This window comes from Saccharopolyspora taberi, assembly GCF_039534165.1.
GTDB lineage: Bacteria > Actinomycetota > Actinomycetes > Mycobacteriales > Pseudonocardiaceae > Saccharopolyspora_D > Saccharopolyspora_D taberi.
Genome location: NZ_BAAAUX010000015.1, coordinates 53,713 through 65,584 on the forward strand (window position 1 = coordinate 53,713; position 11,872 = coordinate 65,584).

Annotated in this window: 13 protein-coding genes; 1 reads left to right on the forward strand and 12 read right to left on the reverse strand. The window is 71.2% G+C overall.

Features of this window, described 5'->3' with window-relative positions; all coding sequences use genetic code 11:
- On the reverse strand, positions 1-3,330 hold a 3,330-nt coding region (gene mobF, locus ABD691_RS18740), incomplete at its 3' end, for a MobF family relaxase (RefSeq protein ID WP_344681470.1).
- A gap of 322 nt (positions 3,331-3,652) precedes the next feature.
- The gene (locus ABD691_RS18745; protein WP_344681472.1) at positions 3,653-4,717 is read right to left on the reverse strand and encodes a hypothetical protein; all 1,065 of its coding nucleotides are present in this window, start codon (positions 4,715-4,717) and stop codon (positions 3,653-3,655) included.
- Between the two features lie 913 nt (positions 4,718-5,630).
- On the opposite strand from ABD691_RS18745, the gene ABD691_RS18750 reads away from it, so the two are divergent.
- On the forward strand, positions 5,631-6,257 hold the full coding sequence (locus tag ABD691_RS18750) for a hypothetical protein (protein ID WP_344681473.1): 627 nt from the start codon (positions 5,631-5,633) through the stop codon (positions 6,255-6,257).
- Here the strand turns inward: ABD691_RS18750 and ABD691_RS18755 are convergent.
- The 10 genes from ABD691_RS18755 to ABD691_RS18800 all read right to left on the reverse strand — a co-directional run bounded on the left by ABD691_RS18755 (position 6,153) and on the right by ABD691_RS18800 (position 11,777).
- The gene (locus ABD691_RS18755; RefSeq protein WP_344681474.1) at positions 6,153-6,788 is read right to left on the reverse strand and encodes a hypothetical protein; all 636 of its coding nucleotides are present in this window, start codon (positions 6,786-6,788) and stop codon (positions 6,153-6,155) included. The genes ABD691_RS18750 and ABD691_RS18755 overlap by 105 nt on opposite strands.
- A 4-nt stretch (positions 6,789-6,792) precedes the next feature.
- Complete coding sequence (locus ABD691_RS18760) at positions 6,793-7,227, reverse strand: hypothetical protein (protein WP_344681476.1); 435 nt, start codon at positions 7,225-7,227, stop codon at positions 6,793-6,795.
- A 526-nt stretch (positions 7,228-7,753) separates the two neighbouring features.
- The gene (locus ABD691_RS18765; protein WP_344681478.1) at positions 7,754-8,206 is read right to left on the reverse strand and encodes a single-stranded DNA-binding protein; all 453 of its coding nucleotides are present in this window, start codon (positions 8,204-8,206) and stop codon (positions 7,754-7,756) included.
- 276 nt (positions 8,207-8,482) lie between these two features.
- Positions 8,483-8,791, reverse strand: a complete 309-nt coding sequence (locus ABD691_RS18770) for a hypothetical protein (protein WP_344681480.1) — start codon at positions 8,789-8,791, stop codon at positions 8,483-8,485.
- Positions 8,792-8,883: 92 nt separating this feature from the next.
- Positions 8,884-9,798, reverse strand: coding sequence for a bifunctional DNA primase/polymerase (locus tag ABD691_RS18775; protein ID WP_344681482.1), 915 nt, complete (start codon positions 9,796-9,798; stop codon positions 8,884-8,886).
- A gap of 81 nt (positions 9,799-9,879) precedes the next feature.
- Positions 9,880-10,326 carry a hypothetical protein gene (locus tag ABD691_RS18780; protein ID WP_344681484.1) on the reverse strand — a complete coding sequence of 149 codons (447 nt, stop codon included), beginning with the start codon at positions 10,324-10,326 and terminating at the stop codon, positions 9,880-9,882.
- Between the two features lie 78 nt (positions 10,327-10,404).
- Positions 10,405-11,016, reverse strand: a complete 612-nt coding sequence (locus ABD691_RS18785; RefSeq protein ID WP_344681486.1) for a hypothetical protein — start codon at positions 11,014-11,016, stop codon at positions 10,405-10,407.
- 82 nt (positions 11,017-11,098) lie between these two features.
- Complete coding sequence (locus ABD691_RS18790) at positions 11,099-11,281, reverse strand: hypothetical protein (RefSeq protein ID WP_344681488.1); 183 nt, start codon at positions 11,279-11,281, stop codon at positions 11,099-11,101.
- A 68-nt stretch (positions 11,282-11,349) separates the two neighbouring features.
- A complete protein-coding gene (locus ABD691_RS18795) occupies positions 11,350-11,526 on the reverse strand; it encodes a hypothetical protein (RefSeq protein ID WP_344681489.1) in 177 nt (58 codons plus the stop codon).
- Between the two features lie 116 nt (positions 11,527-11,642).
- Positions 11,643-11,777 (reverse strand): hypothetical protein, encoded by a 135-nt coding sequence (locus tag ABD691_RS18800; protein WP_344681491.1) that lies wholly within the window; start codon positions 11,775-11,777, stop codon positions 11,643-11,645.
- Between the last annotated feature and the right edge of the window lie 95 nt (positions 11,778-11,872).

Consider the following 11,872-nt stretch of genomic DNA (forward strand, 5'->3'; position numbering starts at 1 on the left):
GGCGCCGACGGCGGCCGCGCGGCGCCACACCGGCATCCACGCGGGTTCTTCGACATCGGCGGTGGAGTCGTGACGTTCGACGATGCCGCGCCACCGGTTGATCTCGGCCATCGTGGGCGCCGCGGTGCGCTCCGGTGGCTGGTCGTGCAGCACACGCTGCTCGATGCGCCATTGCAGGACCGCGGACGGGTCGTCGGCGTCGGCCAGGGAGCCCTGGGCCAGGGCGGCGGGCACCAGGTGGTCGGCCTGCCAGCCGAGGTCTTCGGCGGTGCGCACAGTCTGGCGCAGCGCTGGGGCGGCCGGGAGATCCAGCAAGTGGGGTACGTGCTCGGTCAGCACCGCGTCGACGCGGTCCTCAGCGCCGAGGTGCGCGACGTAGTCGTGGTGGCCGATGAGGGTGCGCAGCGACTCGGCCTTGTCCAGGGACGCGCGCAGTTCCTCGGTCGCCGAGGTCTCGGCGCTGCTGCGCTGGAGTGCGGCTTCCAAAACGCCGCGGGCGGTGCGCTCCGGCGGGGTTTCCTGGTGGCTGTCGATGGTGTGCTGGACGGTCTCGACGTAGAGCTGGTTGTCGTGTTCGGCGCGGGTGACCTGGGTGTAGAGCTGTTCGCGGGACAGTCCTTGGGGCACGACGCTGTGCGACGAGCCGCCCTTGACCGACATGCCCTGCGAGCGGTTCACCGTCGCCGCATAGGCCAGCTCGACGTGCTCGGCGACGTAGTCGGCCGGCAGTGTCACGGTGCCGCCGCTGCCCTGGTGACGCAGCTTGAGCCCGCCTCCTCGGCCGACGCCCCGCACCTGCCAGGTGTCGCCGTTCTTCACGAAGTCCTTGCCGCCGAACAGCGTCTTCAACCGGTCGTTGTGGCGGGTGACGACCAGGTCGCCCTTGCTGGCGGCGGTGCCGTCGTGCAGTTGCACCGCTCGGCCGTCGTCGACGGCGCCGCGGTGCAGCCGTAGTTCGCGGGCTTGGAGGTTGAGGGCGACGACGTCTTCGTTGGCGGGCACGATCAGCAACGACGGGCGCCCGGCATCGAGGTCGGCGCGCCAGGCGTGGTGCGCGGCGTCGCGCATCGTCTCCCGGCTGCCCTCGTGCACCCAGCCCTTCTCGAAGTAGTAGTCCAGGCCCGCGGGGTCGGCGGCGTGCAGCTTCAAGGAGGCCGCGGCCTGGTCGGGGTCGGCGAACCGCACGACCTCTTTCAGCCGGAGCGCGCCGTTGCGATGGGCGAACCAGCGCACCGCGCCACCGGCTTCGACGGCGGCCAGCTGCTTGTCGTCGCCGACCATCCGCACGTCCGCACCGCGGTTCAGGGCGTAGCGGACGACGTCGTGCAGCGTGTGCGTTCCGGCCATCGCGGCTTCGTCGATGATGAGCACGTCGCCGCGGGTGAAGGGGAACGCGCGCTCGGCGGTGCCGAGGGTCAGCGCGGTGGTGACCTGGTGCAGCGTGTGCGGCCGGGCGCCGATGGAAGATCCCAGTTCCTGCGCGGCGCGAGCGCTCGGGCCGAATGCGTAGACCTCGCCGGCCTCGGCGCGCCAGGCGTCGGCGAAGACCCGCATCGCGGTGGTCTTGCCCGCGCCTGCCGGGGCGTAGAGCAGTTGCGCGCGACGGCCGGAGGTGGCGAAGCCGGCCACCGCGCGCTTCTGGCCGGCGTTGAGTTTCGCGCCCTCGACGGCGCGCCGGACCGTGGCCTCGCTGATGCGCACCCCGCCGCGGCGCCGCCCCCAGGCGGCCAGGGCGGACTCTTCTCGAAGCGTCCGATGGGTGGTCCAGCGCTGGGCGTTGTGTTCGACGAACACGCTCTCGCCGCTGGCGCGGCGCAGTTCGGAGGGCTCGTCGACCGCGGACGGGGCCGCAAGCGCCACCGTGTCGGCGTCCCGGATGACCGCCTCGACCACCTGGCTGACGAGCTGATCCCGGGTGCCGTCGGCCACCCGCAGGTGCGCGGACTGGCGATGTGCTTCGGCTGCAAGGTTCCAGGTGTTGAAGTGGCTGTAGTGGTCGGAGACCGTCGCCAGCGTGCGCGCGGCGAGCTCGGCGACGTCGACCTCGGCGATCTCTTCCGGCGTGCCACCGAACACCCGTCGGCCCAGCGAGCCGAGCACCGTGTCGCCGACCATCTCGCCTGCTTGGGAGCGCCAGCGGCGCAGGTGCTCGGACAACGAGCGCGGTGCTTGCTTGGCCTCGCGGGTGCCGTACTGCGCGCGGCGGCCGATCTCCAGGATGTCCTTCGGGCTGGGCTCGTGGCCGTGGGTGCGGCGGAATTCCACGATGGCGCGGGCGCGCTCCTGCTCGACCGCGGAGGCACGCTGGGAGAACCCGGCCAGCAGCTCGGCGGGCACACCTTCGAGTTCCCAGACTGGGCGTTTGAGGTCGACCCCGCCGCTGGGCTTCTCGCTCCAGCGGGCTCCCTGCTGGCGGAAGAGGTCCCGCAGCCTGCTGTTGTAGTACTCCGAAGTGGTCACGGCCGCGGCCAGCACGCTGCGCCCGTCCAAGCTGGTCCATTTCCCGTCCGGGCCCTGCACCTTGGCGCTGATCGGCACGTGGGTGTGCAGGTGAGGGTCGCCACTGCGGCTGTCCCAGTGCTCGAAGATGGCCGCGGTGATGCCCTTGACGTCGTACTGGGCGTACCCGCCGTTGCCTTTGCGGGTGTAGGCGACGTTGTCCTCGAAGTATTGGAGCGTGTCGCGTACGGCCTGGCGGTGCAGGCCGACGATCTGCTCGCGGGTGGCCTCATCCGACAGCGCCCACGCCACGCTCACGCTCTTCGGCGGGGCGAAGATGAACTCGTAGCCGCTGGTGGCGGACTTCAGCTCCCGTTTCTGTTCGGCCAGCCAGCGCTTGAGCTGAGCATCGCTGGGCTGTGCACCGTCGTGGGCCTCGGCGTACGCCTGCGCTTGCACATCCCGGCGGATCGACGCGCGGGTGGCCTCGTCGATCGGCGCCCCGATCGGGCGGTCGTTCTCCAGGTTGTACGCCTTGTAGGCGTCGACGACCTTGCTGCGCAGTTCGTCGGCACCGCCGTGCTGGCGGAACCGGTAGCCGAGTTTCGTCTCGGCCAGTGCTTCCTCCGGTGACGCACCGGCGGCGATCTTCTCCGCTTCGATGCGGTCGGCATCGGGGTGCCGGCCCTCGCCGTACAGCGCGTTCATCTGCGCCGCGGTGACCTCGCCGTCCATCCCCAGTGCGGCCGCGCCGCGTCCGAACCACTGGCCCGGCGGATAGCCGTGCGCGGTGTAGTAGTCGCTGAGGGCTTCGCCGGGTTCGAGCTCGCGGTCGCCGCAGGCGACGCTGCCGGTCAGGTACTCGTGCCCGCCGGGGGATATCTTGCGCACACCGATCACGGCGCACCCCCGCAGTTGATTTACCAGCACGAACGCACTTCACGCTAAGCCGGGTGCGGCGGTCGCCCGTCGCAGACTCGATCGATACAGATCCGGGGAGCATTTCAGAATGCAAGAGGTGCTGTGTGTCGGCGAGGGGGCAGACCAGGGGGACCGGCGGCACGGTCGGCGGGCGAGGCGCGGCAGGCAGGCGACCGGGGCAGACGGCGCGAAGTCGGCCGGGGAACGGGCGCGGCGGCGGGGCTGCTGGAAGCGGGCGCACGAAAAGACCCCCGGTCGTCTGACCGGGGGTCTTCGGGGGTGGCGGTGGCCGCTACGCGGCCAGTGCGGCCGGTTCCGCCTCGGTGGTGGCGGCGTCGTCGGCGGTGGCGCTGGGCACGGCCGACAGGGCGGGGGCGGACTCCAGCGCGCGGCACCCGGCGCACTGGCCATCATCGGCGCTCAGGCGCCGGACGTCGCGCGGGCTGCGGTCTTCGCCGCAGGTCTGGCAGGCGGCCAGCTCCGGCGCAGTGGACTGCTCGGCGGGCTCGGTGGTGTTCGCCTGCACCCAGGCGGCGACGGTGTCGCGGTCGGCCTGGCTGCCGTAGCGGCCCCACTCGGTGCGGAGGTGGTCCAGCGCGCGGGGGTAGTGCTGGTGGATGTAGGCGCACAGGGCCTCGATCGCCTGGGCACGGGTGGCGCCCTCCGGCAGTTCGACGCCAGGGCGGCCCAGCTCGCGGCACTCCTGGCACAACCCGTCACGGTGCGCGCGGTCGGCGACGCTGGGGATCAGGTTGCAGCCCAGGGCTACGCACGGGCGGCCACCGTCGCGAACGGCGGTCTTGCGCGGGTCGGGCCGCTCGCGGTCGCGCGCGACCGGGTTCACGGCCATGCGCTCGTAATCGATGGCGTATCCGTCTGGCTGCTCGGAACGCTGCGGGGCGTCGTCGACTCCGGCGCGGGTGGCGGCGTACTCGGTCACGGTGCGGGCTTCCGCGCGGGCCTGCCGCTGGGCGCGGCGGCGTTCGGGCCGCACCTCGGTGCGGACTTCGCCTCCGGCGTGGCGGCGGGCGTTCTCGATCGCGCGGCGGTCCCAGCGCGGGGCGCGGTCGGGCTGCGGCTCGGGGCGCTCGCGCTGCTCGCCGGGGCTCGGCGCGCACGCCGCGATGACGGCGCGGGCCTGCGCGTCGGAACGCTGCCAGTACTCGCGAAGGCACTTCACCCCGGTGCGGGGGTGCGCGGCGAGGATGCGGCCGCACTCGGCCAGCACGGCGAGTTCGCGAGCGTCGGCGCTGGTCAGCGTCTCGCGCCACTGCGCGCGGGCGGCGCGGAAATCGCCGGTGCGCAGCAGGGCGGCGACAGAGAGAACAGAATCCGAAATCGTCACAGAGTGCGACATGAAAGAAACCCCAAATCAGCGGTTTTACGCAATCGCCAGGCTTGGCCTTCCCGGCGTCTTACAGCTCTTATTCTAACCCAAATTGCCAACTTGCGGCAAGCTCAATCGGGCTTTTATCCCGCTATTTCCGCAATTCGCCGGATCAAGTGAAACACCTCCTGACCTGCGCGTTTCCCACAACATAAAGGCGAGTTGCCATCGGAAAGAAACCCCACTAATAGCTTCGCATCCCCTTTCTTTCCCCGTCCCTTCGACATAGGCCAATCACTCCGCGTGGGGCTGACGGGTCAAGGGCGGGGCCCCCGGAAATTCCCGAAATTGTTCGGAGCTTGCGGAGAAGAATTTCGGGAATTTATGGGGTGCCCTTGACGCGGCAGTCCCACACGCCGAGACAATCCGGCCGCGAAGGGCCGGGGGAAGAAAGGGGATGTTCTTCATTGTTCGGAGCGCAGCGGAGAACAATCCCTGGTCCCAGCATTCGGCGAGGCGCGGCCGTCCGCCGGCGTCGCGAGCAAAGGCCGCGCGGTCTCCGTCGCCGGGTTCCGGGACACGGCCGTGCGCCCGGCGGGCAACGGCGCCGGGCAGGCTCGCCCTGCCGTTTCGTGCGGCTCGGGCGTCAGGGGCGGCGGCTACACTGATCGGCGTCTGGCGACACGGCCTCAGCGGGCCTTGCGCACGCCAGGCGACCGTGTCGGCGCGGTCTTGGCCGAGCCACCGTTCGCGGTGGTAAGCCCTTCGGGGCTTCCGCGCCCGGCACAGCGGGCGTGCCCCGGCTTCGGCCGGGCACGCCCTCGTCATCTGCACCTCTTCCCCGCTCGGAAGTCGGGTTTCCCCGGCGCGTCGGGACGCTGCCTCAACCAGCGGCCTTAGCGTCGAGACCGCCACGGCAAACCGTCAGGAAGGGAGTGCGGGGATGGCCGAGTCAACGTCCACCCGCGGCCAGCGGCCGCGCCGGTCGACCAGGATCAGCCAGCAGCTGGAGCGGGCCCGGCAGCGCAACGCTGATCAACTCGCCGAGCAGAAGCAGCGGGAGCTGCGCGTCGAGGACGAGCTGCGCGAGTTCATCGATGCTGGGGATGCCATCGCGACCGAGGAAGCCTCCTGCGGGGAGAAGGTCGCCGCCCTCCAGCGCAAGATCGACGAGACGCGGTCCAAGTCGCAGGAGAAGGTCGCCGGCGAGCACGCCCGGCAAGCGAGGGCAGCGCTGGCAATCCACGAGGTCGGCCGTCGCACGGTGGAGCAGGTGGCCGATCTGCTGGAGCTGCGCAGCGAGAAGGAAGCCCGCCGGTTGATCGCGGCAGGCCGCGCGACCGCCGAGCAGGAGGAGACCACCGGCAAGGCACAGGAAGAGGGCCGGGCCGCAGGCCAACCCCACGCGGATGTCGGGCAGCAGGCGACGGCGGGAGCGGTGGCCGAGGAGCCCACCGGCGCCGAGTCAGGGGAACAGCGACATCTGCGCGGGGTCGATGGTCAGCAGTACCGCCCGGACCCTGGTTTCGTCCCAGCCTCGGTCGCGGACGGCGGCCGCCAGAGCGCGTGAGCGCTCGGCGCGCTCGTGCCGCAGCAGCCCGGACCAGCGGCGGATCCACCAGCGGGGCCGTCCGCCGCCGCGGCCCCTGGCGGCCATGCGGCGCAGGTTGTCGGCCTGGGTGGACGGCCAGAGGTGCCCGACGGCCGGGTCGGGATGGGCACGCACGCAGATCGGGTTGTCACAGGCCGCGTGCTCGATGACCTGTCCGAACGCGACGGGCACGCCGAGTTGGTAGGCGACGGCGAACCGGTGGGCCTTGACCGTGCGTTCGCGGCCGTCGCGGGTGATCGAAAACGTGCCGTACCCGTCGTTGCTGATCGCTCCGGTCCAGATCGCGCAGTGTTCGTCGGGGCCGATCACGACCCGCCGGTAGAAGCGCTTTATCTCGGCGGCGTGGGCGACCGGGTCGACAACGAGCGCTTCGGTCAGCGGTGGCGCGGCCGATACCGGTTCGGGTTGGGTGGGCGGGGCTACCGGGTCGGGGAGCGGGCCGGGTGCGACCGGCTCCCCGAACAGCGGCAGCGTCTCCGGTCCGCTCACGATCTCACCTGCTGGCCGGGCGGCCGTAGCCGTACATCATCGCCCGTGCCTGGGCGGTCTCCCGGCGGAAGCCACGCACCCACAGGGTCACGATCAGCACCACCACGGCAGCCATGATCGGGAACGCCACGGCGGTGGTGGGCTCGCCCTGGGCGACGGCCGCGGCCAGCGGCAGTGTGGCCAGCCCGGCGGCGGCGAACAGCGGCCGCCGGCGGGGCACTCGCGGCGCGAGCCACCGGCGGGTGATCCAGGCGACGGCGAGCCCGGCCAGGGCTCCCAGCACCGCGAGCACGGGCACGCCGGTCAGCCAGTCGCTGCCGCGGGCGAACGCGGTGCCGGTTGCGATGTTGACCAGGCCCGCGACGGCGGCGCCCAGGAAGACGCCCAGGCCGGCGGCGCCGCAGAACCGGGCGAAGACGATGAAGCTGCGGAACCTCATGTCGATCGAGGGTACGGCACAGCGGCGACATGATCGGCCCGTGCGATGGGTGTGACGTCGGGAAACGGTGCCCGCCGGGCGGTGGAGCCTGGCAGGCCGACCGGCCTCAGACGGCCCTGCGGACATCTTCGTCATCTCCTCGAAGGGGAAGCTGGCCCGGCCGGGCACCAGGGGAAGGTGGTGCCCGGCCGGGTGAGCGGGCAGCGGCGCCGGTGGTGAGGCGGCGCGCGCCCAGCTCGGCCAGTTGGTCTCGGGGGCCGAAATCAGACCGGTGCGTCCGGTTTCCCGTCGGGCTCTCGGAGCGGGGCCGGACCGTCATCGCCGTGTTCTCCGGTGGCGGACCGTCGCCGGCGAGGCGGATACACGAGGGAGAGCCAGCAGAGCAGGCTCAGTTCCCGCCAGTAGCGGGCCGTGCGGACCAGGTGCAGGACGAGGTGGTGCATGAGCCGGGCCTTTCGGGAGGTCGCGGGCATGAAAAACGGGGCACGGCACCGAAGTGCCGTGCCCCGTGGCCGGTTGCTGCGGATCAGAAGGGCGGCCGCTCACCGGTGCCGGCGCCCGCGCCGGCCGGGGCGGACTCCCAGGGGCCGTTGTCGGCGGCCGCTCCCTGCGACCGGGTCGCCTTGTTGACCGTCGCGGTCGCGTAGCGCAGGTCGGGGCCGATCGCGTCGACCTCCAGCTCCATGACGGTGCGCTTGTCGCCTTCCTTGGTCTCGAACGACCGTTGGCGCAGGCGGCCCTGGACGATGACGCGCATCCCGCGCGTCAGGGTCTCGGCGACGTTCTCGGCCATCTGCCGCCAGATGTTGCAGCGCAGGAACAGCGCGTCGCCGTCCTTCCACTCGCCGGTCTGCCGGTCGAAGTACCTCGGGTTGTTCGCCACGGTTAGGTTGGCCACGGCCGCGCCAGACGGGGTGAAGCGCAGCTCCGGGTCGGCGGTGAGGTTGCCGACAACGGTGATCTCGGTTTCGCCAGCCATGATGTCCTCCTGTGAAGTCGGTGATTGCCAGCACCGACAACCCGCTCGCCACCTGCACCAACCCGGTTGGTGACCGGGTCCGTGCCCGAGGGGCTGTCGATCTGCGACTCCCGAATCAGGGCGTGGCTGGTGGTGCAAGGGGGCGCGTCAGCGCATCGGCGAAGCCGACGCCGAAGGCGCCCTTGCACCAGCGGACTCGTCCTGATCAGATCCGCGTAGATCGACATCCCCGGCACGGCACCCGGCCGCCCCGCCACCCATCTGCCCCTGGCTGGATCAGCGGCGTGTGCTGCGTCGCCGCGCCAGGACGGGATGCTCGGGGCGGACGGTGAACACGGCTCCGTAGCCGCCGTCGAGTTCGTCGATGACCTCGACCTCGTAGAGCTGGCCGCATGGTGTGCACATCACGAGGTGCTGGTCCTGCACGGCGTCGCCGGGCAGGCGCGCGGTGCGGTCACAGCAGGGCATTTCGGCGTCGAGCTGGCTTCGTGGAGCGGGATCGGTGTAGCGGCGGATCCTGGTACCTGGAACGAGCTGATTCGGGTCCACCGGATAGCCGGCGCTGTAGAAGGTGGTGCTGGTCATGCCAAACGGGTCCTTTCACTCGGATGTGAGTGAGCGCCGCGCGCCGGGTGGTCGGTTCTGGTGCGCGGGCAGGAAACGGGTGCGGTGCGGCGTTACCGGGTCGGGCCGGTGACGTGCCGGGGACGGTCGATGCCCCAGGCCATGCCGTCGCGGATGGTGGTGTCGGCTTCGCGTTCGGTGAATCCGTCGTGGCCGATGTGGCGCTGTGCCGCCGCCCGCAGCGCGCTGCGGGCGGTGTGCTCGTCGAGCTCGCCGCCGCCGACCAGCCGTCCCAGCCGCCCCGCGGCCCGCAGCAGGGTGTTGCGCCGGGAACCGGTGGTGGCCAGCGCGACCGCGTCGGTTTCGCCTTCCACGACCGCGGCCACGTACGCGCTGGCCCGGCCTGCCGGGAGATCGAGTTCGATCGGGTCCGGTGGAGGTGGCGGCGTCAGCGCTTCGACCAGCCACAACGGCAGCGGGGCGATCTCGGCGCGGTTCATGGCCCGGTAGTAGCCCTCCGGCCGCACCGATCCAGCGGCGACGATGTAACCGCCGGCGCCGCGGGTGTCGACCCGCCAGCCCAGCCGGGCGACCGTCGACCGCAGTTCCGGCTCTTCCGGGGCGCGGAAGTACAAGTGCAGGCCCCCGGTCGGGGTGGCCACGGTGTAGGTATCGCCGGGATAGGGCTGCCCGGCGGCCTCGGCCAGGCGGGCGAGCACGTCCCGGCCGCCCCGGGCCCTGGGCCATTCCGGCGGCGGTTCGTGCCCGTGGCCGTCGTCGAGATCAACGACGTGCAGGCCGCTGGGCCCGGTGGCGATGCCGACGTTGTAGGGCACCGAGCTCCACCAGTCGCGGATCTGGTCGTCCTCGCAGGTGGCGGCCGATTCCCAGTCGCGTAGCGCGGGCTTCTTGCTGCGGGGCCACAGCGGGAACACCGCGTGGCCGGCGTAGGACGCCTCCAGTGCGACGCGCATCAGGCGCGGTGGCGGGCTGGAGGCGCGGGGTCGGTTCGTGGCGGGACTGCTCATACTTCGGGTCCTTCCTGCGGTTGAGGATATGAGCGACATGGGGCGCGGGCGTCGCAGCAACGCCCGTCCGCGCGTTCTGGATCAGGGGCGCAGCGCGAGGCGGACGAGGTTGGCCATCCAAGGCAGCGACGGCGGGGAACTCGAGATCCCGTCCTCGGGAACGACGCCGTTGACGGTGAGCTGCCAGTAGTCACCGCGAGGCCCATAGGGGGCGCTCTCCTGGCGGGAGATCACAGTGACCAGGGCGCCGGCGTCGTCGCGGGCGATGGCGGTGACCTCGATTCCGACCGGCAGACGAGCCGGTCCTGTTTCGAGCTCGCGGTAGTTCAGGGCGACCGGCATCGCGCGCAGGCAGCGGCTGACTTCGACCAGCACGCCGCGGGCGTGATTCCACGAGCCGAACTCGCCCGCGCTGCCTGTTCGCAGGATGTTGGTGTCGACCTCGGTGGGGAGTACGTAGCTGCGGCGGTAGTCATGGAGTCCGAACATCCGCGGCGATGCGGGGCGAGGGGCGAGGGTGGTGATCATGGCGACTTCCTCGTGGTGGTGGACGTTGCGGCAGTCGGGGAAGGTGCGGGCCCGCCGTGTTGGTGGGCCCGCACAGGGTCAGTGCAGAGGTGTGGTGCCGGGCTGAGTGATGCGCGCCTGCTGCGGCGGAGCGATGGGCCGCCAGCCAGCGGCGGCGCAGGCGTGGAAGCGGCCGTCGACGGCCACGACGTCGCCGACCGACAGGGACCGGTTGCGGCGGTCGCGGTACTCGCGCGCCCGGTGGTCGACCTCGCCGAAGTCGGGGTCGTCGCCGACGTTGAACAGCTCGAACGCCCGGTCGGCCAGCTCGACGTCGGTGGTCTCGGCGGTGACGTCCGGCTCGTCGTAGGCGTAGACCTCGACCACGGCGTGCCCGGCGGTGTAGCCACCGAGCATCGCCGTGCGCTCGGCGTTGTGAAACACCCGGATCCGGGCCGGGGGACGCTGCGGGGAGAAGGCATGACGCAATGCGTGCTCCCGTTCGGCGCTGTCCTCGAAGTCCGCTTTCTCCTCGCGCGTGCAGGCGAGCAGGTGCGCCTTCGCCTTACGCAGCGCCCTCGTCTCGTCGCTGGGGGCCAGATCCGGCGCGGTCTCGGTGGCGTTGAGCAGTCGCATGGCGCGCTGCTCGTGCTCGGTTGAGGTGAGCAGGGTGTCGGTGTCGGGGGCGTGTTCGGGCAGGGTGAAACGCATGGATGGCTCCTTGCTCCTGAAGGGGGCGAAACGACAGCGCCCGCCGGAGCAGCGGTTCCGGCGGGCGTGGGACGAGAGAAGGTCAGGCGCCGAGAACGGCGTGGCCGGTGGCGACGGTCCGGCGGAAGATCACGGGAGCCGGAGCGTGGTGGTAGGTGCACTGCACCCAGTCGCCGAGGCGGTGCAGGCCGTCACGGTCGAACGGGCAGCCGCAGCCCAGGTCGCCGACGGTGGCGGCAAGCTCGGCCATCACGTCGATATCCATCCAGTTCCTCCTGATCACTCGGAATTCCTGGTACGTGGCGGGGTTGGTCGGTTCCCGCACAGCGGTGGTCAGTTCTTCTCGTCGTCCTGGTCGTCCTCGGCGGCTGCCTGCCCGGCGACAGCCGCGTGCTCACGCGGGCGCAGGCGTTCGACGAGGACGTCGAGGAAGTCGGGCAGGCGCATCAGCACGATGAACGTGAGCCCGGTCAGGAACACAGCGAGAATGGCCTCGTAAAGCGTCGACATTGGACTCCTCCTGGGCGTTGGATTCGTTGCATTTCGGGAAAGGTGAGCAGCCGGGTGACGCGGATCAGTGCATGTGCGGCTGGTCGTGGTCCGGCTGGGCGTGATGAAGCGGGCGGTCAGTCGTCGTCCTTCGGGTTGCGGGGCCGGATGCGTTCGATGACGGCTTCGAGAAGGTCTGGCAGGTGCATCAGCACCGCGAACGCGGCGCCGGACAGGAAGGCCACCGCGATGACTTCAACGGAATTCCACATAGGACTCTCCTGTGCTGGGGCGTAGCCCCCGTGGTGCCGGTGGGGCGCACTCGTCCAGGCCCCGGCGCCGGGAAAAGGGGTCAAGCCGCACGCTT

What these genes read in the sequence shown, in the direction of transcription:
- ABD691_RS18745 (WP_344681472.1), bottom strand. Translation starts at nt 4,717, where the DNA reads ATGTCGCACTCTGTGACGATTTCGGATTCTGTTCTCTCTGTCGCCGCC.
- ABD691_RS18750 (WP_344681473.1), top strand. Translation starts at nt 5,631, where the DNA reads ATGGCCGAGTCAACGTCCACCCGCGGCCAGCGGCCGCGCCGGTCGACC.
- ABD691_RS18760 (WP_344681476.1), bottom strand. Translation starts at nt 7,227, where the DNA reads ATGAGGTTCCGCAGCTTCATCGTCTTCGCCCGGTTCTGCGGCGCCGCC.
- ABD691_RS18765 (WP_344681478.1), bottom strand. Translation starts at nt 8,206, where the DNA reads ATGGCTGGCGAAACCGAGATCACCGTTGTCGGCAACCTCACCGCCGAC.
- ABD691_RS18770 (WP_344681480.1), bottom strand. Translation starts at nt 8,791, where the DNA reads ATGACCAGCACCACCTTCTACAGCGCCGGCTATCCGGTGGACCCGAAT.
- ABD691_RS18775 (WP_344681482.1), bottom strand. Translation starts at nt 9,798, where the DNA reads ATGAGCAGTCCCGCCACGAACCGACCCCGCGCCTCCAGCCCGCCACCG.
- ABD691_RS18780 (WP_344681484.1), bottom strand. Translation starts at nt 10,326, where the DNA reads ATGATCACCACCCTCGCCCCTCGCCCCGCATCGCCGCGGATGTTCGGA.
- ABD691_RS18785 (WP_344681486.1), bottom strand. Translation starts at nt 11,016, where the DNA reads ATGCGTTTCACCCTGCCCGAACACGCCCCCGACACCGACACCCTGCTC.
- ABD691_RS18790 (WP_344681488.1), bottom strand. Translation starts at nt 11,281, where the DNA reads ATGGATATCGACGTGATGGCCGAGCTTGCCGCCACCGTCGGCGACCTG.
- ABD691_RS18795 (WP_344681489.1), bottom strand. Translation starts at nt 11,526, where the DNA reads ATGTCGACGCTTTACGAGGCCATTCTCGCTGTGTTCCTGACCGGGCTC.
- ABD691_RS18800 (WP_344681491.1), bottom strand. Translation starts at nt 11,777, where the DNA reads ATGTGGAATTCCGTTGAAGTCATCGCGGTGGCCTTCCTGTCCGGCGCC.